Origin of the sequence: Sphingomonas sp. BK036 (assembly GCF_004216825.1) — a bacterium.
GTDB lineage: Bacteria > Pseudomonadota > Alphaproteobacteria > Sphingomonadales > Sphingomonadaceae > Sphingomonas.
Genome location: NZ_SGXR01000005.1, coordinates 664,048 through 689,516 on the forward strand (window position 1 = coordinate 664,048; position 25,469 = coordinate 689,516).

Here is a 25,469-nt window from a genome sequence, read left to right on the forward strand (position 1 = left end):
CATGACGATGCGCCTCGACGAAATGGTCAAACGCTTTGGCCTCAGCAAGGATCTGGCGCTGGCGGGCACGGTCATCGCGATCATCGCGATGCTCATCCTGCCGCTGGCGCCGTGGATGCTCGACATGGGGCTTGCGCTGTCGATCACGCTGTCGGTGATGATCCTGATGACGTCGCTGTTCATCGAGAAGCCGCTCGACCTGTCGGCGTTCCCGACCATCCTGCTGATCGCGACGATGCTGCGGCTCGGCCTCAACCTCGCTTCGACGCGGCTGATCCTGTCGCACGGACATGAGGGCGCGCATGCCGCGGGCGGGGTGATCGGCGCGTTCGGCGAATTCCTGATGGGCGGCGAACCCGTTATCGGGCTGACCATTTTCGCGATCCTGGTCGTGATCAATTTCGTCGTCATTACCAAGGGCGCGGGCCGCATCGCCGAAGTCGCCGCGCGGTTCAGCCTGGATGCGATGCCCGGCAAGCAGATGGCGATCGACGCCGACCTGTCGGCGGGGATGATCACCGAGACCGAAGCGCGCGAGCGGCGCACCGAGATCGAGGCCGAAAGCGGCTTTTACGGTGCGATGGATGGTGCGTCGAAATTCGTGAAGGGCGATGCGGTCGCCGGGCTGCTGATCACCGCGATCAACGTCGTCGTCGGGCTGATCATCGGCATCGCGATCCACGGCGTGCCGTTCGGCGAGGCGTTCCACACCTATACCATCCTGACCGTCGGCGACGGGCTGGTCAGCCAGATCCCCGCGCTGATCGTGTCGACCGCCGCGGGCCTGCTGGTGTCCAAGGGCGGGATATCGGGCAAGACCGGCACTGCGCTCGGCCTTCAGCTTGGTCGTTATCCCAAGGCGTTCGGGATGGTTTCGGTGCTGATGGGGGGGCTGGCGATCATGCCTGGCCTGCCCTTCGTGCCGTTCGCCGCGTTTGCCGGCTTGAGCGGTTGGCTTGCGTGGAAGATGACGCGCACCGCCGAGACCCGCGCCGCCGCCGAACGGCTCGCCGGGGCGACCGCCGAGCGCGCCGCGCAACAGGTCGACGAGCCGGTCTCGCGGACGCTGGCGATCGACTCGGTACGGCTCGAGATCGGCTATGCGCTGCTCCCGCTGATCAACGATTCGCAGGCCGAACCGCGGCTCGACGACCAGGTTCGCGCGCTGCGCCGGCAGATGGCGCTCGATTTCGGGTTCGTGCTGCCCGCGGTGCGGATCATCGACAATATGGCGCTGAAAGCGAACGAATATATCGTCTACATCAAGGAGACCGAGGCGGCGCGCGGCGAGATCAGGCTCGACAAGCTGCTGGTCGTCAATGCGGGCGGCGACGATCTCGGCATCGTCGGCGAGGAAACCCGCGAACCCGTCTTCAACCTGCCCGCCTTGTGGATCGACCGGGGCTTGCGCGACGAGGCGGGGGTGCGCGGGCTGACCGTGGTCGATTGCGGGACGATCATCACCACGCACCTGACCGAGCTGGTCAAGGACAACATCGCCGACCTGTTGTCGTTCACCGAAACGCACAAGCTGCTGACCGAAATCCACAAGGATTCGGAAAAGCTGGTCGCCGAGATCGTGCCGTCCAAGATCTCGATCTCGGGCGTGCAGCGCATCCTCCAGAACCTGTTGTCCGAGGGCATCTCGATCCGCGACATCCCGACGATCATGGAGGGGATCGCGGAGGCGGCACCGCTCAGCACCAACATTGTGCAGATGACCGAGCATGTCCGCGGGCGGCTCGCACGGCAAATCTCGGCGCAGCAGACGCACCAGGGGGCGATCCCGATCCTCACTTTGTCGCCGCACTGGGACGCCGAATTCGCCGAGAGCATCGTCGGCCAGGGCGACGACCGCCATTTGGCGATGGCGCCGTCGAGCCTGCAGGCGTTCATCGCCGCGGTCCGCGAGACCTATGACCGGCTGGCGGCGAGCGGCGAGATTCCGTGCATGCTGACCAACCCCGCGATCCGCCCGTTCGTCCGCTCGATCATCGAACGCGTGCGCCCGGCGACCGTCGTGCTGTCGCAGAACGAAATCCACGCGCGCGCGCGGATCCGGGCGCTCGGGACGATCGGATAACCGCCGGATCGGGTCCGCCCGCTCTATAATGGAATCGTCCGGCCCGCGTGCTGGGAGAAAGGCTCTGCATGACGTTCGCCGCCGCGATGGGACCATCGCTATCCCTACCTCTTACCAGTGTCGCCGTTCGGGCGGGGGCGTGTGCGGATGTCGGCGTGGGCGAGGCGTTCGCCTCGGCGCTGGACGGGATGCTGGCGACGACCGATATGGTGCCTGCGGCTCGCGGAGGCGCGGCGCCCGAGGCGGGTGTGGCGCGCGCGGCAACGGTTGCGGAAGCGTCGGTTTCAGCGCCTTGGTCGGGTCGCGTAACCCGGTCCGAAGTACCGGTATCGGAGCCGGCGGAACCGCGCGTCGATGGACCTTCCGCGACGCTCGGGGCTGCGGATCTGGTTGTCCTGCCAGTCACGTCATTCGTTCCCGCGGCGACCCAGCCGCGCGGGGGCATCGACGACGCTTTTACCACCCCTGACAGCCCTGAGCCGGAGGGCGCGCCGCCGTCGTCGGCAGTGCCTGCCACTGTGGCGTTGACGTTGGCTGAGCCCGTCATGGGTCCACCTGCCCCGTTCGAGGCGACGGCGGTTGCGGCCGCGGTCAGGCAAGGGCGTGTGGCCCAACGAGCGCTGCCGCATGAGACCGAGTCCATGGCCGTGCTGGAAACTCCTGCGTCGACATCGACGCCCGCGCCGAAGCGGGCTTCCACGAAGACGGCTCAACCGGACACCGCGGCGCCCGCATCCGCTCCGCCGCCGACAGCCCCGTCGGGCGCTGCCCCCGCGCCCACCCCCATCTCTATCGCACCGGCCACGCCGGTGGCGGTGGTTTCGGACGATGCCGCAGTCGAGCCGCTGCGGGCCGATTCTGCGGACTCGACGATCGATGCGATTGCCTCAGTGGCGCCCGACATTGTGCCCGACGCCACGCCTGCGCCGAGAATGGCCCGGCGCCCGACCTCGTCCACGATGCGGGTCGACGGACCGGTGATCGGGCCGATGATGCCGGAGCTGCCGCCCGTGGTCGATGCCGGGATCGCCGCGGCACCGGACCAGCCCCCGGTGGCGGATTCCACCGCATCACCCCGCGCCCGGACCCAGGTGTCGCGGCCCTCGCTGCCGTTCGAGAAGCCTGCGATCCGTGAACGCGCTGAGGGTGGGCCCGGCATTGGCGTCGCGCAGACCGTGCCGTCCGCGCCAGCGCACCGGGTAGCTCCAGGGTCGACAGATATGTCGCATCCGCCGAAACTTCGCGCAGACGATCGGGCGATCGTGGACGTGTCCGTCGAAAACGACGCGAGCCCCGCAACGAACGTTGGCCCAGCGAATGGAGCGGTGCTAGCCATGTCGACCGCGACGGTTCTCGATCCGGGGCCACCACCGGTTCTGCCGCAGCCGGTCGTGTCGGTTCCTTCCCCGGTCGGCGTCGAGGCCATGCCGAACCTGCGTCCGTCCGTACCAGAAGCGCCACGCCCCCGCGTCGTCGCAGCACCGGACGCTTCGCCGTTAGCCGCGGCTCCGCCAATGGTGCAGCCTGCCGAGGCGCCATCGACGCCGCCCGAGCCTGCACGGGGTGCGCAGATACTAACGGAGGCGTTGCAGCTCCAGATCGCCGAAGCTCCGTCGCGCGGCCCTGCTTCGGTCGAGAGCGGACGGCCCGTGACGCGGGCTTATCCCGTCGACGCAGTCGGGGGCGCGGCGGTGCGCAGCCGCGCGGGCGGTCCGCGTTCGGTTCCGGACGAAACGCTCGATGTCGGCGCTCGGGCCTCGGTGCTGCCGAGCACGCTCGCAGCGCAGGTCGTTCCGGTGGGACCGATCCTTGAAGCGCGACCGGCTGTCGTCGCTGGGCCGGTTGCCTTGGCGGATCGCGGTGTTGCTGATGACGCTGCGATACCATTGCGGGGAGCGCAGCCCGCCCCGCCCCGCCCGGCGCAGCGCGCGTCGGTAGCGCCACCGCAAGTGGCTGAAGATGCTGCCGAGCCGACGTCGTTCGCACGAGCATCGGTGGGCGGTGTTGCGGCAGACAGCGTGATGCCGCCGGGGATTGGGCCTGCCGAACCGATGAAGTCTGCCGAGTCCGCAGAGCCCGTTGCGCCTACAGATGTCGTCGAGCCGGCTGCGATGCCGACAGCGCTTGAGCGCGTCGACCTTGCGATGGCGTCGGCGGGGACGGTTCGGGTTTCGTGGATTGGGCCGGCTGCGGTGGCGCCGGTTGTGGTTTCCCAGCAGCCGGAGGGGTCGAACGATGCGCGCGCGTCGCGGTCGATCGCGCCGGCGAGGGATTCGTCATCGACGGCGTCGCGCCCCTTTGCGGCGCCGTCGAACCCGGTCGGTGCTCGCCGGCCGGATGGCCCCCGCGAAGTGGGCGATCGGGCTGCGCCGGATGTGCGCGCGCAGGACCTCGACGCGGTGCGGACGGCCAAGCCGAAGGCGAAGGGCGTGGCGCTCGCCGACGCGGGGTCCGATCACATGGCGAAAATCCGACCTGACGCGTTTGTCGCGCCACAGCCTGCCGATCCGGTATCGGCCGCGGGCGCGCCGTCGCGCGCGATGGCACCGCCCCTCGTGGCCAGACAGGCAGTTGCGGACGTGCCCGTTGCGATCGCGCAGCCCGGCCGCATCGGGCAGGACATGGGCGTGGCGATCGTCCACCGGCTTTCGGCTGGCGAGCAGGAGGTCGTGGTCCGGCTGGAGCCTGTCGCGCTCGGCCGGATCGAGGTGCGGATGGCGTTCGACGACCAGGGCGGGCTGCGCGCGGTGATCGCGGCGGATAGTCCGGTGGCGCTCGACATGTTGCGCCGCGACAGTGCCGATCTTTCCCGTGCGCTGAACGACGCGGGTATCCGCAACGACGGGCAGAGCCTGCGTTTCCAGACCGATGGCAACGGCAGCGGCAACGCTGGCGGGCAGCCGCGCAACCCTTGGCTGTCGGGCGATCGCGCCACCGACCGGTCCACCGCCGATCGGGGCGTCGCGGACGATCCCCTTCCCTATCGACAGGTCCGCCTCGGCGGCCGTTACGACCTCATGGCCTAAGGAACCCGAGCATGGCGAGCATTTCCACCGATCCGACGACCTCGTCGCTGCAACAGATCCTGTCGTCGACGTCGTCGCCCGGCGCCAAATCGACGACCACCGATTTCAACATGTTCCTCAAGCTGCTCACCACGCAGATGCAGAACCAGGATCCTTTGAGCCCGATGGACAGCACGCAATATACGCAGCAGCTCGTGCAATATTCGCAGGTCGAGCAGAGCGTGCAGCAGAACAGCACGCTGAAGGACATCCTCGCCAACCTCTCCAACCAGACTATCGGCCAGGCGGCGCAGTTCATTGGCCGCGATGCGGTGTTCGACTCGGCCGTCTCCGGTCTCGGCGCGAAGCCCGCGAGCTGGCAGTATGCAGCGGACCGCACGATGGCATCCGGCACGGTCACGATCCGCGATGTGGGCGGAAAGACCGTCTTCACCGCGCCGCTCGACGTGTCGAAGACGAGCGGCGCGTATGCATGGGACGGCACGCTGGCGAACGGCGGCAAGGCCGCAGCCGGCGCCTATACGCTGGCGCTGAGCGCGGTCGACGCGTCGGGTGCCAGCGTTGCAACGACGATCACGAGCACCGGCGTGGTCGACGCCGTGAACGCTAGCGGCGGCGTGGTGTCGCTCGGCGTCAACGGCGTGCCGATGCCGATGACCGCGCTGGTGCGGCTGGCCGCCACCGGCGCCTGAGCCGCCTCACTGCGCCAACGCGCGCTGACATTCGAGATGGATCATGTTGCGCTGCATCGCAAAGATGACGTTGATCCGCGACCGACGCCGCCGCCGCCCGCTAGCGTCGCTTGAATGCGCCGGCGCGATCCAGCCGTGCATCCGCGTGGCGATCGCGTCCCCCCCCTCGCCGACCACCGCGCGCGACGTGTACATCGCGGCGCGGGAGGCGGACGCGTACCACCGGCCGGTGGCGCGGACGCGGTCATAGGCAGCGCGCAGATATCGCGGCGCGGGCTGGTCGGGATCGAATTCGCCCCAGCGGACGCGCGACCGGCTGGGTACTTCGATCCAGCTGCCCGGCGCATCGCGCACCGAGCGCATCATGTCACGATGACAGCGGCAGCAGCGGCCGAACTCCAGCCTCTGATTTGGCGGGGCCGGGGACACGATGTGGTGGCCGACGATACGACATAAGACGCTCATGATGGTCTCCCGCTCGATGAAGCACGCTGAGGTGAAGATGGACGAGCGCGACGAGATCCGCCGGGCCCCATTCCAGCACGAATTCGACATCCCAGATCTGGAATCGATGCCCGATCGCGACCATCAGGACGCTGTCGTTGATCCCGAGCAGGCCGCGCGCCAGCGGTGGCAGGATCATGCGGCCATGCATCGGCAGTTCGGCCTCCACCGCAAATCCGAAGCGGCGGCGTGCGGCGACGTCGAGCGCGGCGTCATCGAGATCCGCCTGGACGATGTTCGCCGTCTTCGCGTCGTCGTGATACAGCCGGTCGGAGGCGACGAGACAATGATCGGTCTCGTGGCGATCGAGCAGCAGGAACGCAGTGGGTGAATCCGCGCGTGCCCGTGCGGTACGGCGGAACGTCGGTGGCAGCGTGATTTCACCCCGCTTCGACACCTTCGATATCCCACTCCCGATATAGAGTTCGCTCACTGCTGCTCTCCCTCATCCCCCACGCCATTATGGTTAATTGCATCGTAGCGAGAGAGCGACTTAGGAATTTCCCTGACGTAGTTCTACGTATCGGATTTGGATGCAGTTCGTCTTGGCGACGTCTTCGCGCACGACGAAAACCCCGACCCGGTACCTTGCGATGCCGGATCGGGGTGGTCGGTGCAGAGCGTCGAAACGGCGCGGGTCAGCCGGGATTGAGCGTCTCGACGGGCGGTGCGTTTTTGCAGACTGCGCGAACGATATGGCGGCGCTTTGCCGCGCGCCGCACCGGCGGCGTCGCCGTTGCGACCAGCCTGACGCGCGTGACGGTATTGACGTCGCTGCCCGGGCCGCGTTCTCGCAGGCCATCGACCCAGAAATCGTCGAAGACGCAGCCGGCGATCGGCTCCGGCCGCGCCATGGCGGCGATGCAATCCGCGACCGAGGGATCGTCGCGCGGCCCGATCACGTCGACGACGTCCTGCGCGGTCATCGACGACGACGTGATCAGCCGGGCCGCCGCCATCGTCCATAGCGCATAGGGATCGGCGACCGCGAGCGTCAGCGTCACGCGGTATTCGGGCTGCGGGTGCGATGCTGCCATCATGTCCGTGTCTCCTGATCAAAGTCCACGCTGCTTTGCCCGTCCGCGCGGTCGTGGCCGTGCGTACGGAGTCCCCATGCATCATCCCGCGGCCCGACGGGAGTAAGGGAATGTCCCTAGGCCTGCCCCCTGCCGTGCGCATCAATGGACGCGCCCGGCGGCGCGGCGCGTCAGTTCGCGGGCGTGCGCGATGATGACGCACAGTTCGGCATAGAGCCGGTCCCAGAACGGCGCCGGCAGGTCGAACCGATCGCCACCGCGCTTGCCGACCATCGCCACCGCGACCTTGTCCTCGAATGCCAGGCTGAAGCGCGCGGCGAACGGCCCGTCGACGATCTCGTCGGGCAGTGCGTTGGGCAGCGCGAGCCGCGCGGCGATGATGTAGCCGCACAGCACCTCGGCCCCGTAACCATCGAGCACCGCGCGCGGATAGCCGGTGCGATCGGGCCGGTCGAACACGACCAGCGCCCCGGTCGGCTGCGCCTCGATGCTGACGCGCAGCCGGGCGCCAAAGGCGTCGGTAATCTCACGGATCCTGGGAAACACCGTCGGGTCCTCGCTAGCAAGCGGCGGGTGCGGCCGGCGACATCCGCCAGGCCTGTGCCGCCGTCAGACGAAAAAGGCCGGGATGAACCCATCCCGGCCTTCCTTCGATCACCCCGTTGGGGGAGCGTACCGGGAGTTACCGGAACAGCGAGGTGATCGTCTGCGGTGCCTGGTTGGCGATCGACAGTGCCTGCACGCCAAGCTGCTGCTTGACCTGAAGTGCCTGAAGCTTCGCCGATTCCTTGGCCAGGTCCGCATCGACGAGGTTGCCGATGCCGGATTCGATCGCATCGGACAGCTTGCTCGTGAACGCCGACTGTGCGTCGATGTTGCGCGACGCCGAACCCAGCGTCTGCAACGACGTCGCCAGGTTGGTCTGCGTGGTGGTCAGCGTGTCGACCATCGTGGCCGCAGCCGCAGCGGTGCTGATGTTGCCGCTCGCGGCGACGGTGATGACCGAACCGCCAAGGTCGAGACCCTGGTTGGCAACCGACAACGTGTCGGCCTGCCAGCCGGCCGCGGCACCCGTATCGTTCAGCGACTGGAGCGCGGAAACCGTCCCGCCGCTGGCCTTCAACAGGTTGGTCCCGTTGAACGACGATGCATTGACGACCGTAGTGATCTGGTCACGCAACGCGGTGAAATCCGCGTTGATGCCATCACGTGCTGCCTGATCCACACCGGTATCCGAAGCCTGATAGGCCTTGGCCTTCATCTGGTTCACGATGTCGGAGATCTGCTCGGCACCGGCGACGGCCACGTCCGTCACGCTCTTGGCGCGCGACAGCGAGGACGACACCGACTGCAGGCCACCCAGATCGCTGCGGAGGCTCTGCGCCGTCGTATAGGCGGCCGAGTTGTCCTTGGTCGACGCGACGTTCATGCCGGTGGTGATGCGGCTCGAGGTCGTGCTGAGGGACTTGCTGGTCGCGGTCAGGCTCTGGAGAGCCGCCATTGCGCCGTTGTTCGTATTTACCGAAAAGCCCATGATCGTTCCTTCTTGGATTGAAGGCCGCTTCTGCGACCTGGACCAGAAGCGCTGGTCCCCGGCGGGGCCGGGAAGTGTCCGGCCCGCCCTTTATTGTGGAAAGAAATATGGGATGACCAAACCGTTTCGGTCAGTTTATTGATGGTTAAACCGCGCTAACCACGCTGGCCCGGCGTCAGAACGGAAACAGCGCGTCGTAGATCTGCTGGCCCCAGCGTGCCTGTTGCGCGTCGGTCAGCTGGCCGCGGCCGCCATAACTGATCCGCGCCTCGGCGATCTGGCTGTGGCGGATGCTGTTGTCGCGCGCGATGTCCTCGGGCCGGACCAGCCCCGAGACGACGAGCTCGCGCAGCTCGAAATTGACGCGCACCTCCTGCTTGCCGCGGATCATCAAATTGCCGTTGGGCATCACCCCCACCACGGTCGCAGCGATCGTCATGTTGATCGTCTCGCTGCGGCTCGTATTGCCCGCGCCGTTCGACTGCGAGGTGGAGCCCGTGTCGATCAGCTTGGCCGGATCGACCGAGCCGGGCAGCAGTTTGGCAAGCGGCGCCTGCACCCCGAGCAAGGCCGCGACCCCGGCCTTTTCGGTGCCGCCTCGTGAGCGCGACGTGGTGTTGTCGACCGCGGCCTTGTCGGCGATGTTGATCCGGACGGTCAGGATGTCGCCGACGCGCCCGGCGCGCTGATCGCGGAAGAACGCGCCGCTGCCGGTGCGGAACAGCGAGGCGCTCGGCGGTGGCGGCGCGACCGGCGGGTACGCGCTGCCCGTGCGATAGGCCGCACCCTGGAGCCCGATCGACGGCTCGATCGCGGGCGAGGCGATCTCTTCGGCGGGCGACATCTTCGGAGCCTTGCCGATCGCCTTGAGATGACCGACCGTGCCGCAGCCCGAAAGCGCGGTCGCGACCAGCAGTAGCGTTGCATGTTTCGTCATGGCGATACCCCGTTCGAGATCACTGCGCGGCGACGCGGACCAGCCCGGTCGCCTCGACCACGCTGTCGAGCGTGCGGTTGGTCGACAGGCTGACGATGCGGACGAATTCGCCCGCCGCGCCATTGCCCAGCGCGCGGCCGGCGGTCGTGATCGACAGCCCGCCCTGGCGCAGCGCGATCGTGACGGGTTCGCCGCGCCGGACGAGCTGCGGGCGGATCACGTCGGAGGTGCGGACCATCGCCCCCGCCTGGAGCGCGCGCGCCGCCTCCATGCCGACGATATCCTTGAGCCGCGGGAGCGTGCGCGCCTGCCCCGCGGGCACGTCCTGCGTGACGAAATCGCCCGCCGCGAGGAGGTCGCCCTTCGCCACCGGATGATCGAGCACCGGCGCGGCGACCGTCTCGGACGGCGTGACGCTCTGCGCTGTGGCGGGCGCTGCGAACAGCGCGAGGCCTGTTATGGCCAGCAGGGTCAACCGGGCCATGTCAGCGCAACTGGCTGGTGGTGGCCAGCATCTCGTCCGCGGTCTTCACGACCCGGCTGTTCATCTCATAGGCGCGCTGCGCGGTGATGAGCGCGGTGATCTCGCTGACCGGATTGACGTTCGACTGCTCGATGAACCCTTGCGTCAGCGTGCCGAAGCCGGGTTCGCCGGGGCTCGCGATCGTCGCCTGGCCCGAGGCCGCGGTCTCGAGGAAGTTGTTGCCGCCGAGCGCCTCGAGCCCCGCCTCGTTGACGAAGGTCGCGAGTTGGAGCTGGCCGATCGTCTGCGGCGCGGGCGTGCCCGCGAGCGTGATCTGGACCTCGCCCGTCTTGGACACCGTCACCGCGACCGCGCCCTGCGGCACGGTGATCCCGGGCTGTACCGGATAACCATCGGCGGTAACCAGCTCGCCTTGGTCGGACAGCTGGAACGAGCCGTCGCGCGTGTAGCCGGTGGTGCCGTCGGGCATCGTGATCTGGAAATAGCCCTTGCCCTGGATCGCCATGTCATAAGGATTGTCGGTCTGTGACAGCGCGCCCTGTTCGGCGATCCGATAGACCCCGCCGGTCTTCACGCCCGCGCCGATCTGGATCCCCGTCGGCAGCTTGGAATCGCTGCCAGAGGCGGCGCCCGCGCGCGAGACCTGCTGGTAGAGCAGATCCTGGAACTCGGCGCGCTGCCGCTTGAACGCGGTCGTGCTCATGTTGGCGATGTTGTTGGAGATGACGTCGACATTGGTCTGCTGGGCCAGCATGCCGGTCGAGGCGATCGAGAGCGAACGCATGGATAAGCCTTTCTGGAATAGTGTCGGAAAATAGGATCAGGCCACTCGGCCAAGACGCTCGATCGCGGACTTGCGCATGTCGTCCATCGCCTGCGTCATGCGCTGGCTCGACTGATAGGAGCGCAGGATGTCGATCATCGCGCTGGTCTCGACGATCGGCTGGACGTTCGAGCCCTCGACGCCGCCCGTGGTGAGCGTGACCTCGGTCGCGGCGAGGATGCGGCCGCCGCTGCCCGCCATCATGCCGTCGCCGCGCGGCGAGACGCTCGTCTCGTCGGCGAACACCGTCACCGCGAGCCGCCCGAGCGGCCCCGACGCGCCCATGATCGATCCGTCCGACGCGATGCTGAGCGTGGCGAGCTGGTCGGGCGGCACGGTGATCGGCTTGCCCGCCGGATCGAGCAGCCGCTCGCCCCCCGCAGTCGCCAGATCGCCCGAGGGCAGCACCTTGACGAAGCCCGCGCGCGTATAGCCGGTGCCGCCGTCGGGGGTCGCGACGTTGAGATAGCCCGGCCCCTCGATCATCACGTCCATCGGATTGCCGGTCGGCTGGAACGCGCCCATCCCGGTATCGTGGATCGCGCCGTAATCGAGCACGTACGACGTCGCGCGCGCAGTCGGCACCGCCGCATCGCCCGACTGTTCGACATATTCGTGGAAGACCGGCTTTTCGCGCTTGAAGCCGACCGTGCTCGTATTGGCCATGTTGTTGGCGGTCACATCCAGCCTGCGCTGCAGCGCCTGCTCATGGCTCAGCAGAACATAGGAGGAGATATCCATTCGTCTTCGCTCCGGCGCTAATCATGGGGGCACTAGGCAGAAGTTGCCGCCTCACCCTCCTATAATAGACGGGAAACCAGCGAACGGCGCGCCGCGGGCGATTTGCGCCGACCGCATGCCGGATCGAAAGGACCTCCAGTGTCAGCACCCGAGCTCAAGGACGCCGAAACCGCCGACGCGAACATTGACAGCGGGTCGGCGACCAAGCCGCCCCGGTTCGGCAAGCGTGCCAAGATCATCGCCGCCGCCGTCCTGTTGCTCGTGCTGGTCGGCGGCGGCGCGGCCTTCTTCCTGATGCCCTCAGCACCTGCCGACCAGGAAGCGAACGCGGAGGCGGCGGCGGAGCCTGAAGCTGGCGGCGGCGAAGGCCATGAGGAGGCCGGCGAGACCTATGTCGAGGTGCCGGGCATGGTGGTGAACCTGCGCGGCGCGGATGGCGCCGCGCGGTTCCTCAAGATCCGCTTCACCATCGTTCCCGTCTCCGCGGCCAAGAGCGAGGAGATCAAGGGCAAGCTGCCGCTTATCATCGATGCGTTACAGCCGTTCCTGCGCGAGTTGCGGCCCGAGGACCTGGCCGGATCGGCCGCGGTCTTTCGTATCAAGGAGGAGATGCTGGTGCGCGCGACCGGGGCGATGGGCCCGCACGTCATCAAGGACATCCTTATCCAGGACCTGATCCAGCAATGACCGACGACTTCATGGAGTTCGACCTCCCGGCGCCGAGCCTGGAGATGGGCGACGGCGATGCGTTCGATCAGGCGAGCATCGATGCGCTGTTCGGCGGCAGCGCGCCGGTCACCAAGAAAAGCGGCCTGAAGGCGGTCATCGAGTCGCGGGTCATCAGCCACGAACGCCTGCCGATGCTTGAAGTCGTCTGCGAACACATGGTGCGCAGCTTCGCCACCAGCATGCGCAACCTGACCTCGGACTCGATCGACGTCAGCCTCGACGAACTGACCTCGATCCGGTTCGGCGACTTCATGGGGCGGCTCGCGCTGCCGTCGATGATCGGCGTCTTCAACGTGCCCGAATGGGAGAATTACGGCGTCATCACGGTCGAATCGAGCCTGATCTACGCGGTCGTCGATGCGCTGCTCGGCGGCCGACGCGGCGGGGGGCCGATGCGGATCGAGGGGCGTGCCTTCACCACGATCGAGACGACCTTGGTCTCCAAGATGCTCACGCTCGCGCTCGCCGACCTGTCGGCCGCGTTCGCGCCGATCGACCGGGTCGGGCTGGTCCTCGAACGCATCGAGACGAACCCGCGCTTTGCCGCGATCGCGGGGCCGACCAACATTGCCGCCGTCGCGACCTTCCGTGTCGACATGGAGGGCCGGGGCGGCAAGTTCAGCGTCCTGCTGCCCAACGCGACGCTCGAACCGGTGCGCCAGAAGCTGCTCCAGCGGTTCATGGGGCAGAAGATCGGCCGCGGCAGCATCTGGGAAGACCATATGGCGCACGAGATGCGGCAGACCGCGGTGCCGGTCGACGTCGTGCTCGGCGAGAAGGTGATGCGGCTCGACGATGTGCGCACGATGACGGTCGGGCAGACCATCGAGTTCAACGTCGCGCCCGACGACCCGCTGGAGATCAAGTCGGGCGGGATCACGCTGGGCCGCGCGCAGATCGGCCAACGCCACAACAATATCGCGGTCAGGTTGCTGACCGACGTGTCCCAGGGGGGTCCACGATGAGCTTTTCCACCGTCACCAACATCATGACGATGCTGTTCTGCACCGCCGTGCTCATCCAGAGCATCAGGCTGATGCGGTGCCTGAAAGACGTGAAGGGCGAGAATTTCGCCGAGATGGTCGTGGCGCTCGACACCGCGACGAGCGAGGCGCGCAATGTCCTGGCGGACCTGCGCGAGACGTTGCGGGTCGATTGCGCGGCCAATGCGCGCGTCATCGCCAGCGGTACCGCGATGCGCGAGGAGCTGACCGTGATGGCGGGGATCGCCGATGCGGTCGCCGAGCGGATCGTCGAGGCGGTCGGCAAGACCACGCCGCCGCCAAAACCCGCTTCCAAGCCGAAGCCCAAGCCTCGGGCGCGCAGCAAGCCGGCCGATAGCGCGACCAGCGTCGTGGCGAGCGAAGCGGAGGCGTCGGCATGAGCGGCCGTCCCTCGTTGCTGATGGTGATGGCGGCGGTCGCGACCCTGTCGACGGTCGCCAACGCGATCGCCGCCGCGCCCGCGTCCGATCTGCCGCAGACCCGGCTGGGGACCGCGATCAACCAGGATCTCGCCAAGCGCGACCAGTCGGGGGCCGCACGCAACCGTGCGCTGAGCCTGCGCGAACAGGTGGCGCGCGCGGCCGAGGAACGCATCAAGGCCAATGCGCGCGCGCGCCAGCAGGAGACGGCAGCCGCTGCCGCCGCGGCGGCCTCTGCCGCGCCGGGCGACAAGGCCATCGCACCCAATGCGCAATATGACGATCTCGCGCGCATCTATCAGGCGATGAAGCCCGCCAGGGCCGCCTTGGTGCTCGAACAGCTCGACATGGACGTGCAGATGCAAGTCGCGCAGCGGATGCGCCAGCGATCGACCGCGATGATCCTCGCGGCGATGACCCCGGCGGGTGCGGCCGATCTGAGCATGTCGCTGGCGCGCAAGACGCCCAGGCGGCGGGTCGTGCCGCCGGTTCCCAAGCCCGCCGCCGCCGTTCCTGCCGCGGCCCCTATCCCCGGCCCCGCGATGCAGACGGCGGGGCGTTAAACCGGGAAGGTCGCCGCGATGACCGCGTGGATTAGTGCCGGGTCGAGATCGTCGAGTGCGATCGCGATATCGGGCGTGACGCTGTAGCCCATCGTCGCGCCCGAGCGATCGCAGGCGACGGTCAGCAGGCGAAAGCCGTCATCGACGCGGATCGCGGCGAGGCCGCCGACGATGGGCGGGCGATCGGGATCGACGATAACGGTCGCACTCGCAGGCAGCCCCGCGCCGAGCGTCGCGCGGCAGACACGCAAACCGAACGCGCGCGGTCCTGCGAGCTTCGGCGCATCGATCACCGCGTCGACGCTGGTTCCGGCGATCAGCCCGCCCGGCAATGCCGTGCCGTAAACCGGGAGCGTACGCGCGGCGGCTGCCGTCTCGGCCGCAGCGGCAGGGCGCGCGGGCCGCTTCGCCTTCGCCGCGGTCGTGCCGGTGCGCTTGCGGGGGCGTTCCGGCGGGGATTCGAGTTCCTGCATCAGCGCCGCGTTGCGCTCTCGCGTGCGGGCGATACGGATCTGCGGATCGGCGATGCGTCCGACCTGCCCGTCCAGTTCGCCGCGCCGGTAGAGGCCGTCGATATGCTTGCGCAAGGCCGCCTCGTCCGCGACGTCGAACAGGCGACACAGCGCCGCGACGGTCGCCGCATTCCAGCGATCGAGCGTCTTGTGCGCATTTTCCAGCCGCGACAGGATCACCGGCGGCAGGCCGTATTCGGTGTCGAGGACGGAAATGGTCAGCGCGCGATCGTTACCGCGCAGCATCCGCAGCGCGGCAGCGAGCATGACCGCGACACGCTCCTCGTCGATCGCCACGGGGCGTCCGTCCTGAAACGGCTGCGCCCAGACCGCGATGTCGAACCCCGGTGCCTCGACGTCGACCAGCAACGCCGCCGGCGTGGTGTCGAGCGCGGCGGCAATCGTCCGCACTTCGTCCGCGCGCGCGACCACTTCGCCACGCTCGATCTTGGAGAGGCGGATATAGGGGATGTCGGGCAGGCGGTCGCTCAGCGCCATCAGCTTCGGCAAGCCGTTGGCGCGGCGCAGCTCACGGATCCGGTTGGGAAAGATCACGGCGCGAAACGGATCCAGGACGATCGGCGCCGCTGTGCGCGGTGCGGCCTGGTCCAGCACGATCGGTGTCTTGTTGGTGCGGGTACGAGCCATTCGATCCTTCGCGATGCCAGGCGGTGATGCGCATCCCCGCATCCGCGCGCCATATAGGATCAATGGCGGTTAAACAATAATAGTCCATTAAGCGTATTCTGATCGTCGGGCGCGGTCAGGCGGGCCCAGCGGCTCGTCGGCGCGAACGGCAGCAGCGTGGTCACCGCGCAGGCGCCACCGAGCTGCCATCCGAGCCAGCCGGCGCTGCCCGGCGATGGATGGTCGGGCGAAAACGCGACGCCGTGGCCATCGGTGACGATCCCGATCGAGGGCGGCCGGGCATTGGCCGGCCAGCGCGGCAGCAGCCCGGCCAGTAGCACCTTCCCTGACTGTTCGAGCGCAGCGAGTGCTGGATCGCAGTTGCCACCCCCGATCGCCAGCGAACACCAGGGCGCCGATACGGGCGTTCGCCCGTCCCAGCAGGCAAGGTCGATCCGGCCTGGGTCCACGCCGGCAGGCGTCGTCGCGCTCAGCGTTAACAGCGTCGAACCGCTCGGCGACAGTACCGGCCCTGCATGCGCGGCGATGGCACGCGCCATGTCGACCAGAGTTGCGGTCTCGCCCGGCAGCTCCACGGGCCAAGTCGGGGGTCTATGGTCGCGAACCGGCATCACGGGTGAAAGTTAGGGAGGAGGTCCATGCACATATCATAGCGCCGGGCGAAGGCGGTGCGGGCAAATCCCCTGCGTTTTGGGGGACGACCGCGGGATCCCCCTCGCCCTGCACGCGTCGCGCCGATCGTCATCAATGGCGGGTTCGGTTGCCCGGAGCTTGGGTCGCGAGCGTCGCGGTCGCCAGCGAGAGCGTCTCGGGCAGGAGAGCCGGATCGCCGGCGCTCCGGGCCGTGCCGCCCAGGCCCTGCCGGTCGGGCGCGATCGCGACGACGCGCGAGAGCGTGTTGTGAAGCTGGCCCAACGCCGGGAGGATCGCGCTGGGCTGCTCGACTGGCGTCGCGGTCGCAGGCGACAGCGGCTTGGCGGAAGCGGGGCGCTTGGGCTTGCGATACTCGGCCATCATCGCGAACCGGGGATCGCTGCCGGCCAGTTCGGCGAGAGAGCGCGTGGCGCGCTTCGTGATCTGACGGACGCGCTCCTTGGTGACCCCGGTCTCGGCGGCAGCGGCATCGCGGTCACCGGCATCGAACACGCGCAACTCGACGATCTGCTTGTCGCGGACGAGCCGTTCCTCGAGCTTGGCGAGCTCGATCGGGCAGAGACCGTGCGTGCGCGGGCGGCGCAGCATCGCGGTGCGGTGATCGACCGGCTCGGGGCGTGCAGTGCGCTTCGGCCGGGGACGCTTGCGCAGCACCTCGATCGCCGCGGCGCGCTCGCCTTCGACATAGGCGTCGACCAGCGTGCGCGTGGCGGCGTGAGCGAGATAATCCGACGCGGCCGACTCGGTCCGGGCCAGCGCGCCCTCGTCCTCGAGAATCGATTCCAGCGTCGCTTCCTCGCCATCCGCGCTCGAGGTGACCGCGTGGAGCGACACCGTCGTCGCATCGACCTTCTTCGCCGAGGGGCGCTGGTCGGTCATGAGGCGAAAGCGCAGGCTCTGCAGTTCGCCGCGGATCTGCCAGTTCACGAAAGTGGTGAATTGCGCCTTGGCCGGATCATAGCCCTGGAGCGCGCGGTGGACCGCAATCGCGCAGCACTGCTCGGCGTCTTCCCAATGCGAGACCAGACCGTATTGGCGGATGAAATGGCGGATACGCGGCGCGATGAGCTTCAGGATCGCAGTGAACGCCTTGTCGATATTGGCGCGCTGGCGTGCGGCGGACAGCCCCTCCGTGTTCGGCAGCTGGGCGAGAACGGCGGCGACGGCGGCCTCCAATGCGATCGTGGTCTTCGACATACAAATCCCCTAGATGCTGGGGCTGTCCGACATCCGGTCGCTCGCCCCCTTGCGCTCTTTTGGGGTATTTTTCGTAAAAGTTTCTAACCAGTCCTATATGTAGGAATACCTATAGATCCAATATTGTTGGAACTATCCGCCGGAGCGGTCAGACCGCGAACCGGGTCGGCGTGACGTGCCGATCGATATAGTCGAGCAACCAGGACCGGTGTGCGTTCGCGGCGTCGCCGACGCTGGCGATACGCCGACTGGCCGCCGCGCTGCCCACCTGCGCGTGAAGCAAAAGCTTGGCCCTGCCACTGCCCAGGCCGCCCTTGAGGAACCGGACCGCATCGGCCGTGCCCAGATGGTGGCCGAGATATGCCGCGCGCGCGACCGTGGTAATATCTTCGCCGATCGCGATCCCCGCCTTCTTGAGCAGCGTCACACTGCGATGCGCGTAATCCGCGGTGGCGTTGATCGCGGTCGCGGCATCGTAGCGCAGCGCCAGCAGTGCCGAGCGTGCGCCCGGAAGGACATGACCGTCGCTGGACAGCCACCCCTGCCTCATCGCGATACCGTGCAGCCAGGTCCCCGCACGTTCCGCCTCGCCCTGCCAGGTCGCGCCGAGAAACTGGCCGAGCCCTGCGGCACTGGACCGGGGATTGCGCGAATTGGTCTTCCAGCTGCCATCGCAACCCTTGGCAGCTTCGGCATCGACGATCGCGGCTAGCGCGGCCGCGGGGATGCCGGTCCGCCGCGCAGCCGCCTCCAGCGCGCCACCGAACCGGCCATTGGGCCCAAGGCCGCCAAGCTTGCCCGGTTCGGTCGCGCCGACGACGCACGGTGCGGTTGACGCCGGCGCCGTGCTGTCATCGGCGGCAGAAGGCGGGGCAGACGGCGCGCTGCTGCGGGGGGCCAGTAGCGACATTAAGGAGTCAATGTCGAAACCGGCCGGCTCGGCCGTGCGCAGTCCGGTAATGCTCGCCTGCCGGTTGCCGACGTCCCCCGTGTCGCCGCCGAGCGCCGCGCGCCACAGCCGGTTTGCGACGTCGCCATGCGCCTCGGCATAGATCATCGCGGCCTTTTCGCTGGGCGCCAGCCGCGCCAGATCCGCCGAGACGATCATCCGCACCGCTCCTTGCCAATGGCGCGCGCGCGACGCGCGGCCTGGATCGACCGCGCGAAGCCGGCCGCGGCGAAATCGTCCATCTGGCTCTGTTCGGCGATCGCCGCGGCGCGGGTGACGTCCTCGCGATGCCGCAGCGCCGCGCCTTCGATCGCGCGCAGCGCACCATAGGCTTCCGCCGCCTGCGCCCGCAGCGCGGCGAGCCGGCCGTCGCGCGCGCTGCGTTCGCGGCCGAGCGCGTCGCGTTGCGCGCGCATCCGCCCGGCAAAGGCATGCGCGGAGAGCATCGGATCGCTGCCGGCGACCGACATTTCCTGCTGCACCGACCGGTCTATCGTATCGCGGTGCCGGTCGAGCACGATGATCTGGTTGACCTCGACACTGATCGACAGCCGTACATCGTCCATCTCGCGCATCCGCAGCCGCAGCGCCGCATCATAGGGTGTGATCATGCCGCATCCTCCAGGACCGCGTCCTCAGAATCCTCCAATATTCTGCCGAGTGCCGCGAAGCTGTCTGCGATGTCGCCGCGATCGCGCTTGGTCTGCATCAGCAATGCCTCGACCCGCGGCGCGAGGCGGATCGCAGCGTCGACCTCGGGATTGGCGCCGGTCTTGTACGCCCCGAGACGAACGATCTCTTCCATGTCGCCATAGGTCGACAGCAGCGCGCGCGTGGCCAGCCGCAACGCGTTCTGATCCTCGGTGAGCGCGTGCGGCAACGTCCGCGAGACCGATTTGAGGATGTCGATCGCGGGGTAGCGGCCGCGCTCGGCGATGCGCCGCGTGATGACGATATGGCCGTCGAGGATGCCGCGGACCGCGTCGGCGACGGGCTCGTTATGATCGTCGCCATCGACCAGCACGGTGAACAACCCGGTGATCGAGCCCTGCCCCGGCCGCCCCGGCCCCGCACGTTCGAGCAGCCGCGGGAGCTCTGCGAACACGGTCGGGGTATAGCCTTTGGTCGCAGCGGGTTCGCCGCTCGCCAGCCCGATCTCGCGCTGCGCCATCGCGAACCGCGTGACCGAATCCATCAGGCACAGGACGTTCAGCCCCTGGTCGCGGAAATGCTCGGCGATCGCCAGCGTCGTCCAAGCTGCCTGGCGTCGCATCAGCGCGGGCTCGTCCGAGGTCGCGACCACAACGACGCTGCGCGCGAGCCCGTCGGGGCCGAGATCGTCCTCGACGAATTCCTGCACTTCGCGACCGCGCTCGCCGATCAGGCCGATCACCGCGACGTCGCACGCGGTCCACCGCGCGAGCATCGACAGCAGCACCGATTTGCCGACGCCCGAGCCCGCGAACAGACCGAGCCGCTGACCGGTGCACAAGGGCGCAAAGATATCGAGCGCACGGATGCCGGTGCCGATCCGCGCACCGACGCGTGCGCGTTCGGCAGCGGGCGGCGGCGGCGCCTTGATCGGACGCGGATCGATGCCGACCGGAAGCATACCCTTGCCGTCGATCGGTGCGCCGAGGCCATCCACCATCCGCCCGAGCCATGCATCGCAGGGCCGCACGACGAACCGGCCGGACACCAGATCGACGCGCGATCCCGACGCGATCCCCTGCGGATCGCTGAACGGCAGGCAATGCGCGACGCTGCGATCGAGCCCGGTGACCTCGGCGGCGACCACGCCGTCCGCCGCGGTCACGGTGATGTGCGAGCCGATCCGGGCCGCACCGTCGAGCCCCTCGACTTCGATCAGCGTGCCGCGCACGCCGATCACCCGGCCGAACCGGCGATCGGGCATCATGTCGCGCAAGCTGCGGGCGGCGGCGGCGAGCGTCTTCATGGCGTTGCGCTCAGGCTGCCTGCTCGGCGCGGGCGAAGACGTCGGTCTCATAGGCGATCAGCGCGCGGCAATCGGCCAGCGCGCGGTAGAAATCGGACGTCGCGACCTTGCAGGCGAACCGCGTACAGGCGGCGCGCGCCTCGGACGCCTCGAGCGCGCCAACCAGGCCGCGCAGATAGCCGACGATCGCATCGTGATGCGCCGCGGCGCCTTCCGGATCGATATAGGCGAGCATGCAAGCATAATAGAGCCGACGTGCCGGGGTGGTGGCCTCGTCCGCCGACATGACCTCGCGCCCACGCAGCAGCGTGACGTTGTTCTCGACGCACAGATCGGTGCGACCGATCGAGCGCAGCACCGCGCCGTTGACGATCACCTGCTCGCCGTCGCGCAGGGAAATTCGCAGTGTCATGATCAAGCCCCTAATTGCATCCTCCATTATAGGATGAATGGCGCTCCGACGGGTTCGGCAAAAAATCTCGGGCTCCGAGCGGTTTCTCCCGCGGGCATCCTACAAGTTGAAGGAGCGCCTTTGCCGCGGCCTTTCCCGATCATGGAGACCAATCTTGAGCATCTATTCCGCCCTGTTCGCCGGCGTGTCCGGCCTCAACGCGCAATCGACCGCGATGGCGAGCGTCGCCGACAACATCACCAACATCAACACGGTCGGCTACAAGAGCGCGGACGCACAGTTCCGATCGCTGGTTTCGGGCAGCAAGAGCGCGGCGACCTATTCGGCGGGCGGAGTCACCGCGGTCACGCACGCGCTCGTCTCCAAACAGGGCGTTCTGACCGCATCGGGTAGCACGACCGACCTCGGCATCGACGGCGCGGGCTTCTTCGTCACCCGCGACGGCCCGGGCGCGGACTCGAACGTCGCCTATACGCGCGCAGGGTCGTTCACGCCCGACAAGACCGGGTATCTGAAGAACGCCAGCGGCTATTTCCTGCAGGGCTGGCCGCTCGACGCGCAGGGCGGCTATGCGAACACCGGCAACCTCGGCACGCTGGTCCCCGTCCGGCTGAGCCAGCTGACCGGAACGGCGGCGGCAACGAGCAAATTGCAGATGCGCGCCAATCTCGATTCCACCGCTGCGGCGTTTACCGGCGCCTATACCGCCGGCGACATCGCCGCGGGCACCACGCCTGCCCAGTTCTCACGCCCGTTCGATATCTCGGACGCGCAGGGCGGCACGCACACCGTGACGCTGGCGTTTCTCAAGACCGGGCCGAACGCCTGGGTCGGCGAGATCTACGCGACGCCTGCATCCGACGTGACCGCGACCGGCGGGTTGCTCGCGAGCGGCGCGGTCGCGTTCAACGGCGACGGCAGCCTCGATCTGGCAGCGTCGGATCCGGGCATGTTCGCGGCGCTCACGCCGACCTGGACGAACGGCGCGGGCACCGGGCCGATCACGATCGGGCTCGGCAGCAATGGTGGGCTCGACGGGCTCACCCAGTTCGGCGGTACCTCGTCGCTGATCTCGTCGACCGTCGATGGCGGGCTGCTGGGCAGCGTCGCCTCGGTCAAGATCTCGGATGCCGGGATCGTCAGCGCGGTGTTCGAGGATGGCACGACGCGGGCGGTCTATCAGCTGCCGCTCGCGAACTTCCAGAACCCCGATGCGCTCACTCGCCTGCCTGGCAACGCCTATGCCGTCTCGGACGATTCAGGCGGCGTCGCGATCAACGCGCCGGGTTCGCTCGGCGCCGGGATGATCTCGGCCAAGACGCTCGAAGCCTCGACGGTCGATCTCGCGCAGGAGTTCACCAACATGATCCGCTTCCAGCGCGCCTACAGCGCCTCGTCGAAGATCGTCACCACGGTCGACGAGATGCTGCAGGAAATGAACGCGCTCAAGCGGTGATCGGATCGTGTGACGATCGGGTGGGCGCGCCAGCCCACCCGGCTCTGCCTCGCACGCGGGGCGAAACCGGTGGGGAAACGCGCGCGTGTCGTTGAACGAGATCATGTCGGCCGCAATTTCGGGGCTTGCCGCGTCGCAGGCCGGCCTGCGGTCGGTATCCAACAATATCGCCAATGTCGGCACCCCCGGTTACGCGCGGCAAACCGTCAGCCAGGCGACCGGTGTGGCGGCCGGGCTGGTCAACGGCGTGACGGTCGGCGAACCCGCGCGGATCGCCGACAGCTTTCTCGAGGCGACTGTGTATCGGCGCGCAGGCGACATCGGATCGGCCACCGTCACCGCCGCCTATCTCGATCGCCTCCAGTCGCTGATCGGCGCGCCAGGGGCGGAATACGGCCTGCCCGCGCGGCTCGACGCGATCGCCTCGTCCGCGGTGGCGATGACGGGGACGCAGACATCAGCGCAGACCGCCGCGGGCTTCACCGCCGACGTGCAGGACGCCATCACCTCGATGAACCAGCTCGGCACCGACGTCGCCGGGCTGAGATCCGACGTCCAGTCCGAAGTCGGCCAGTCGGTGGATCGAATCAACAGTCTGCTGGTACGGATCAATGACCTGAACGGCAGCGCCGCACGGCTCGACGGCAATGGCCGCAGTTCGGCGGGGGTCGTCGACCAGCGCATGTCCGCGATCGAGGAACTGAGCGGGCTGGTGAAGGTGACCGTCCGCGACCAGCCCGATGGCCGCGTGTCGATCGACACCGCATCGGGCATCCCGCTGCTCGACAACCGGTTGCGCCAATTGGTGATGCCCGCCTCGTCCAGTTTCGGCCCGCAGACGAACTTTCCGGTGATCGCGCTGCGCTTTGCCGATGGCGGCGCGACGGTCGGCGCAGCGACTGGCGACGTGCTCGATTCCGCGGCGGTCGGGGGCAAGCTTGGCGGGCTGCTCGACCTGCGCGACCGCGCATTGCCCGATTTCACCGAGAAGCTCGGCGTGCTCTTTACCGGGCTGTCGCAGACGCTCAACGCCGCGTCGAACGCCGCCACGACGGTGCCCGCGCCGACGCAGCTGCTCGGGCGGCAATCGGGGCTGGTCGGCAGCGATCGGCTGGGGTTCACGGGGTCGGCGGTCTTTGCGGTCACCTCGGGCAAGGGCGCGCTGGTCGCGTCGACGACGATCGACTTTTCCGCGCTGGGGCCGACGACCACGGTCGATGCCGCGGTCGCCGCGATCAACACCGGGCTGGGCGGCGTCGCGACCGCGTCCTTTACCGGCGGCATCCTGTCGATCACCGCGACGGGTGCGGGTAACGGCGTGGTCATCGCGCAGGACCCGACCGCGCCGAGCGACCGGGCGGGCGTCGGCCTGTCGCAATATTTCGGCATGAACGACCTGATCCGCAGCTCCGACAGCCCGCTGGTGCCGTCGGGGTTCGTAGCCGCCGATCCGCACGGCTTCGCCACCGGCGAGGCAACGCAGATCGTGCTGCGCGATGCGTCGGGCCGGGCGATGAGCAGCTATACGATGACCGGGTCGGTCGGGCCGACCTTCGGCGATCTCGTCACCGAGCTGAACGCGAGCCCGATCGCCGGGTTCGGCAGCTTTGCGATGGACCCCAAGGGGCGCATCCAGTTCTCGCCCAAACCCAGTGTCGGCGGCGCGGTGCTGTCGGTGCCGTCGGATACGACCGGCCGGTTTGGCTCGGGGCGGTCGTTCTCCAGCATTGTCCAGCTGACCGGCGCGTCGAGCGGAGTCGCGAGCGCAGGCGTGCGCCCCGACATTCTCGCCGATGCGGGCAAGCTGGGGCTCGCACACCTTCAGACGGGGGTCGCGGTCGGGGCGAAGGCGCTGGGCACGGGCGACGTCCGCGGCGCGACGCTTTACGCCGACCGGCTGGCGGGCCAGGTCGATCTCGGCAAGAACGGGCTCACCTCGACCGCGGCGTTCGCCGCGCATCTGCTCGGCAACGCTGGATCCGCCGCGGCGCAGGCGAAATCCTCGCTCGACGATGCGACCGCGCGGCGTGACGATGCCGTCAACCGGCGCGACAGCTTCTCCGGCGTCAACATCGACGAGGAGCTGGCGCAGATGGTCGTGCTGCAGAACAGCTATTCGGCCGCCGCGCGCGTCATCAGCACCGCCAGCCAGATGTACGACACCCTCGTATCGATGATCCGCTGAAGGAACGCCCATGTCCCGCGTCGCCACCATCCCGCTCCAGCGCAGCATGTCCGTCGCGATCCAGCGCGCGCAACAGCTGCTCGCCACCACGCAGCAACAGCTGGCGACGGGCAAGAAGGCGCCCGACTATGCCTCGCTCGGCACCGAGGCGGTCCGGACGCTGTCGACGCATTCGCTTTTGGCGCAGCAGGACGCCTATGTCGCCGTCGCGACGCGCGTCGCCACCACGCTGTCGCTGAACGATGCGCATATGGCCACCATCGACAGCGCTGCGAGTACGCTGAAGCAAGAGCTGATGACCGCGGTCGGCACCGGCCGCGCGGCGGGCTTGAGCGACAGCATCACCGCGGCGTTCGGCCAGTTCCGTGCGGCGCTGAACGCCAGCGACGGCGGCGGATCGCTGTTCGGCGGATCGCAGACCGACACCGCGCCGTTCGTTCCCGAGACGCTGGCCGGCACGATCGGCGTCCCCGCCAGCGCCGCCTTCGCCAATGACGGGGTGAAGGCGACGGTGCGCGCCGCGGACGGGCTCGACGTCGAATATGGCGTGACCGCGAGCGATATCGGATCGGGGCTGTACGCGGCGTTCCAGACGCTGGCGGGCGCAGGCGCGATCGGCGACCCGCCGACCGCCGCGCAGCTCGGCATCCTGGCCACCGCGGCGGGGCAGATCGATACCGGACTGGAGAGCCTGCGCACCGTCAATGCCGAGAATGGCCGCAAACAGGCGCAGACCGAGACGCTGTCGGTGCGCGCGGGCGATCGCAGCACCTTGTTGCAGGGGATCATCCAGGACAATGAGGATGCCGATCTGGGCCAGGTGGCGATCGACCTCGCGCAGCAGAAGACGATGCTGCAGGCGAGCTATTCGGTGTTCGCGCAACTCTCCGGCCTCAGCCTGTCCAGCTATCTGCGCTAGCCGC

The 25,469-nt window shown here is 68.2% G+C and carries 27 protein-coding genes; 10 read left to right on the plus strand and 17 right to left on the minus strand.

The annotated features are described in order from the left end of the window. The first annotated feature begins 1 nt into the window (after position 1). On the plus strand, positions 2-2,083 hold the full coding sequence (gene flhA, locus EV283_RS13085) for a flagellar biosynthesis protein FlhA (protein WP_130325963.1): 2,082 nt from the start codon (positions 2-4) through the stop codon (positions 2,081-2,083). Positions 2,084-2,792: 709 nt separating this feature from the next. Here flhA and EV283_RS13090 read toward each other — a convergent pair. Next, complete coding sequence (locus EV283_RS13090) at positions 2,793-3,149, minus strand: hypothetical protein (protein ID WP_130325965.1); 357 nt, start codon at positions 3,147-3,149, stop codon at positions 2,793-2,795. A gap of 268 nt (positions 3,150-3,417) precedes the next feature. Here EV283_RS13090 and EV283_RS13095 point away from each other — a divergent pair, with 268 nt between their 5' ends. Together EV283_RS13095 and EV283_RS13100 are read left to right on the plus strand one after the other, a co-directional pair. Then, on the plus strand, positions 3,418-5,109 hold the full coding sequence (locus EV283_RS13095; RefSeq protein ID WP_130325967.1) for a flagellar hook-length control protein FliK: 1,692 nt from the start codon (positions 3,418-3,420) through the stop codon (positions 5,107-5,109). 11 nt (positions 5,110-5,120) lie between these two features. Continuing rightward, a complete protein-coding gene (locus EV283_RS13100; protein WP_130325969.1) occupies positions 5,121-5,801 on the plus strand; it encodes a flagellar hook capping FlgD N-terminal domain-containing protein in 681 nt (226 codons plus the stop codon). Between the two features lie 6 nt (positions 5,802-5,807). Here EV283_RS13100 and EV283_RS13105 read toward each other — a convergent pair whose 3' ends face one another. The 9 genes from EV283_RS13105 to EV283_RS13145 all read right to left on the minus strand — a co-directional run bounded on the left by EV283_RS13105 (position 5,808) and on the right by EV283_RS13145 (position 11,861). Further along, on the minus strand, positions 5,808-6,167 hold the full coding sequence (locus EV283_RS13105; protein ID WP_130325971.1) for a hypothetical protein: 360 nt from the start codon (positions 6,165-6,167) through the stop codon (positions 5,808-5,810). A 1-nt stretch (position 6,168) separates the two neighbouring features. Next, positions 6,169-6,738, minus strand: a complete 570-nt coding sequence (locus EV283_RS13110; protein WP_130325973.1) for a division/cell wall cluster transcriptional repressor MraZ — start codon at positions 6,736-6,738, stop codon at positions 6,169-6,171. 205 nt (positions 6,739-6,943) lie between these two features. After that, entirely contained in the window at positions 6,944-7,345 is a 402-nt protein-coding gene (locus EV283_RS13115; protein ID WP_130325975.1) for a hypothetical protein, read from the minus strand. A 138-nt stretch (positions 7,346-7,483) separates the two neighbouring features. After that, positions 7,484-7,888: a hypothetical protein gene (locus EV283_RS13120; RefSeq protein WP_130325977.1), complete on the minus strand. Its 405-nt coding sequence runs from the start codon at positions 7,886-7,888 to the stop codon at positions 7,484-7,486. Between the two features lie 136 nt (positions 7,889-8,024). Continuing rightward, positions 8,025-8,876: a flagellin gene (locus tag EV283_RS13125; protein ID WP_130325979.1), complete on the minus strand. Its 852-nt coding sequence runs from the start codon at positions 8,874-8,876 to the stop codon at positions 8,025-8,027. A gap of 175 nt (positions 8,877-9,051) precedes the next feature. Then, positions 9,052-9,813, minus strand: a complete 762-nt coding sequence (gene flgH, locus EV283_RS13130; RefSeq protein WP_130325981.1) for a flagellar basal body L-ring protein FlgH — start codon at positions 9,811-9,813, stop codon at positions 9,052-9,054. Positions 9,814-9,832: 19 nt separating this feature from the next. Continuing rightward, complete coding sequence (flgA, locus tag EV283_RS13135; protein ID WP_130325983.1) at positions 9,833-10,297, minus strand: flagellar basal body P-ring formation chaperone FlgA; 465 nt, start codon at positions 10,295-10,297, stop codon at positions 9,833-9,835. Between the two features lies 1 nt (position 10,298). After that, the gene (gene flgG, locus EV283_RS13140) at positions 10,299-11,081 is read right to left on the minus strand and encodes a flagellar basal-body rod protein FlgG (RefSeq protein WP_130325985.1); all 783 of its coding nucleotides are present in this window, start codon (positions 11,079-11,081) and stop codon (positions 10,299-10,301) included. Positions 11,082-11,117: 36 nt separating this feature from the next. Continuing rightward, complete coding sequence (locus EV283_RS13145) at positions 11,118-11,861, minus strand: flagellar hook-basal body complex protein (protein ID WP_130325987.1); 744 nt, start codon at positions 11,859-11,861, stop codon at positions 11,118-11,120. A gap of 138 nt (positions 11,862-11,999) precedes the next feature. Here EV283_RS13145 and EV283_RS13150 point away from each other — a divergent pair, with 138 nt between their 5' ends. From EV283_RS13150 to EV283_RS13165, 4 genes are read left to right on the plus strand one after another with little or no spacing between them, the layout of a single operon-like run. Further along, positions 12,000-12,548: a flagellar basal body-associated FliL family protein gene (locus EV283_RS13150; protein WP_207223126.1), complete on the plus strand. Its 549-nt coding sequence runs from the start codon at positions 12,000-12,002 to the stop codon at positions 12,546-12,548. Next, the gene (gene fliM, locus EV283_RS13155; protein WP_130325989.1) at positions 12,545-13,555 is read left to right on the plus strand and encodes a flagellar motor switch protein FliM; all 1,011 of its coding nucleotides are present in this window, start codon (positions 12,545-12,547) and stop codon (positions 13,553-13,555) included. Before EV283_RS13150 ends, fliM begins: the two co-directional genes overlap by 4 nt. Continuing rightward, on the plus strand, positions 13,552-13,974 hold the full coding sequence (locus EV283_RS13160; protein WP_130325991.1) for a hypothetical protein: 423 nt from the start codon (positions 13,552-13,554) through the stop codon (positions 13,972-13,974). Before fliM ends, EV283_RS13160 begins: the two co-directional genes overlap by 4 nt. Continuing rightward, positions 13,971-14,576 (plus strand): hypothetical protein, encoded by a 606-nt coding sequence (locus EV283_RS13165; RefSeq protein ID WP_130325993.1) that lies wholly within the window; start codon positions 13,971-13,973, stop codon positions 14,574-14,576. The genes EV283_RS13160 and EV283_RS13165 overlap by 4 nt, the downstream gene beginning before the upstream one ends. Here the strand turns inward: EV283_RS13165 and EV283_RS13170 are convergent. From EV283_RS13170 to EV283_RS13200, 7 genes are all read right to left on the minus strand, one after another. After that, entirely contained in the window at positions 14,573-15,736 is a 1,164-nt protein-coding gene (locus EV283_RS13170) for a helix-turn-helix transcriptional regulator (protein WP_130325995.1), read from the minus strand. The genes EV283_RS13165 and EV283_RS13170 overlap by 4 nt on opposite strands. A 59-nt stretch (positions 15,737-15,795) precedes the next feature. Continuing rightward, positions 15,796-16,275, minus strand: coding sequence for a hypothetical protein (locus EV283_RS13175; protein WP_207223127.1), 480 nt, complete (start codon positions 16,273-16,275; stop codon positions 15,796-15,798). Between the two features lie 205 nt (positions 16,276-16,480). Then, positions 16,481-17,587, minus strand: coding sequence for a sigma-70 family RNA polymerase sigma factor (locus EV283_RS13180; protein ID WP_130325999.1), 1,107 nt, complete (start codon positions 17,585-17,587; stop codon positions 16,481-16,483). Between the two features lie 148 nt (positions 17,588-17,735). Then, positions 17,736-18,695, minus strand: a complete 960-nt coding sequence (locus EV283_RS13185) for a peptidoglycan-binding protein (RefSeq protein WP_130326001.1) — start codon at positions 18,693-18,695, stop codon at positions 17,736-17,738. Next, the gene (locus tag EV283_RS13190; protein ID WP_130326003.1) at positions 18,692-19,147 is read right to left on the minus strand and encodes a hypothetical protein; all 456 of its coding nucleotides are present in this window, start codon (positions 19,145-19,147) and stop codon (positions 18,692-18,694) included. Before EV283_RS13190 ends, EV283_RS13185 begins: the two co-directional genes overlap by 4 nt. Continuing rightward, the gene (gene fliI, locus EV283_RS13195; RefSeq protein WP_130326005.1) at positions 19,144-20,493 is read right to left on the minus strand and encodes a flagellar protein export ATPase FliI; all 1,350 of its coding nucleotides are present in this window, start codon (positions 20,491-20,493) and stop codon (positions 19,144-19,146) included. The genes EV283_RS13190 and fliI overlap by 4 nt, the downstream gene beginning before the upstream one ends. A 10-nt stretch (positions 20,494-20,503) precedes the next feature. Next, complete coding sequence (locus tag EV283_RS13200; RefSeq protein ID WP_130326007.1) at positions 20,504-20,905, minus strand: flagellar biosynthesis repressor FlbT; 402 nt, start codon at positions 20,903-20,905, stop codon at positions 20,504-20,506. 154 nt (positions 20,906-21,059) lie between these two features. Between EV283_RS13200 and EV283_RS13205 the strand changes: the two genes are divergently transcribed. The 3 genes from EV283_RS13205 (at position 21,060) to EV283_RS13215 (ending at position 25,465) form a co-directional block, all read left to right on the plus strand. Beyond that, on the plus strand, positions 21,060-22,361 hold the full coding sequence (locus tag EV283_RS13205; RefSeq protein WP_278044220.1) for a flagellar hook protein FlgE: 1,302 nt from the start codon (positions 21,060-21,062) through the stop codon (positions 22,359-22,361). A 103-nt stretch (positions 22,362-22,464) separates the two neighbouring features. Continuing rightward, entirely contained in the window at positions 22,465-24,546 is a 2,082-nt protein-coding gene (locus tag EV283_RS13210) for a flagellar basal body rod C-terminal domain-containing protein (protein WP_242615959.1), read from the plus strand. 10 nt (positions 24,547-24,556) lie between these two features. Then, positions 24,557-25,465, plus strand: a complete 909-nt coding sequence (locus tag EV283_RS13215) for a flagellin (protein WP_130326013.1) — start codon at positions 24,557-24,559, stop codon at positions 25,463-25,465. Positions 25,466-25,469 lie beyond the last annotated feature (4 nt).

Coding starts and splice junctions, on each gene's coding strand:
- EV283_RS13170 (WP_130325995.1), bottom strand. CDS start 15,736: ATGGCTCGTACCCGCACCAACAAGACACCGATCGTGCTGGACCAGGCC.
- EV283_RS13190 (WP_130326003.1), bottom strand. CDS start 19,147: ATGATCACACCCTATGATGCGGCGCTGCGGCTGCGGATGCGCGAGATG.
- fliI (WP_130326005.1), bottom strand. CDS start 20,493: ATGAAGACGCTCGCCGCCGCCGCCCGCAGCTTGCGCGACATGATGCCC.
- flgH (WP_130325981.1), bottom strand. CDS start 9,813: ATGACGAAACATGCAACGCTACTGCTGGTCGCGACCGCGCTTTCGGGC.
- EV283_RS13210 (WP_242615959.1), top strand. CDS start 22,465: ATGTCGGCCGCAATTTCGGGGCTTGCCGCGTCGCAGGCCGGCCTGCGG.
- EV283_RS13200 (WP_130326007.1), bottom strand. CDS start 20,905: ATGACACTGCGAATTTCCCTGCGCGACGGCGAGCAGGTGATCGTCAAC.
- EV283_RS13215 (WP_130326013.1), top strand. CDS start 24,557: ATGTCCCGCGTCGCCACCATCCCGCTCCAGCGCAGCATGTCCGTCGCG.
- EV283_RS13125 (WP_130325979.1), bottom strand. CDS start 8,876: ATGGGCTTTTCGGTAAATACGAACAACGGCGCAATGGCGGCTCTCCAG.
- EV283_RS13185 (WP_130326001.1), bottom strand. CDS start 18,695: ATGATCGTCTCGGCGGATCTGGCGCGGCTGGCGCCCAGCGAAAAGGCC.
- EV283_RS13095 (WP_130325967.1), top strand. CDS start 3,418: ATGTCGACCGCGACGGTTCTCGATCCGGGGCCACCACCGGTTCTGCCG.
- EV283_RS13145 (WP_130325987.1), bottom strand. CDS start 11,861: ATGGATATCTCCTCCTATGTTCTGCTGAGCCATGAGCAGGCGCTGCAG.
- EV283_RS13165 (WP_130325993.1), top strand. CDS start 13,971: ATGAGCGGCCGTCCCTCGTTGCTGATGGTGATGGCGGCGGTCGCGACC.
- EV283_RS13160 (WP_130325991.1), top strand. CDS start 13,552: ATGAGCTTTTCCACCGTCACCAACATCATGACGATGCTGTTCTGCACC.
- EV283_RS13105 (WP_130325971.1), bottom strand. CDS start 6,167: ATGATGCGCTCGGTGCGCGATGCGCCGGGCAGCTGGATCGAAGTACCC.
- EV283_RS13100 (WP_130325969.1), top strand. CDS start 5,121: ATGGCGAGCATTTCCACCGATCCGACGACCTCGTCGCTGCAACAGATC.
- flhA (WP_130325963.1), top strand. CDS start 2: ATGACGATGCGCCTCGACGAAATGGTCAAACGCTTTGGCCTCAGCAAG.
- EV283_RS13175 (WP_207223127.1), bottom strand. CDS start 16,275: ATGGCGCGTGCCATCGCCGCGCATGCAGGGCCGGTACTGTCGCCGAGC.
- EV283_RS13115 (WP_130325975.1), bottom strand. CDS start 7,345: ATGATGGCAGCATCGCACCCGCAGCCCGAATACCGCGTGACGCTGACG.
- EV283_RS13180 (WP_130325999.1), bottom strand. CDS start 17,587: ATGTCGAAGACCACGATCGCATTGGAGGCCGCCGTCGCCGCCGTTCTC.
- flgG (WP_130325985.1), bottom strand. CDS start 11,081: ATGCGTTCGCTCTCGATCGCCTCGACCGGCATGCTGGCCCAGCAGACC.
- fliM (WP_130325989.1), top strand. CDS start 12,545: ATGACCGACGACTTCATGGAGTTCGACCTCCCGGCGCCGAGCCTGGAG.
- flgA (WP_130325983.1), bottom strand. CDS start 10,297: ATGGCCCGGTTGACCCTGCTGGCCATAACAGGCCTCGCGCTGTTCGCA.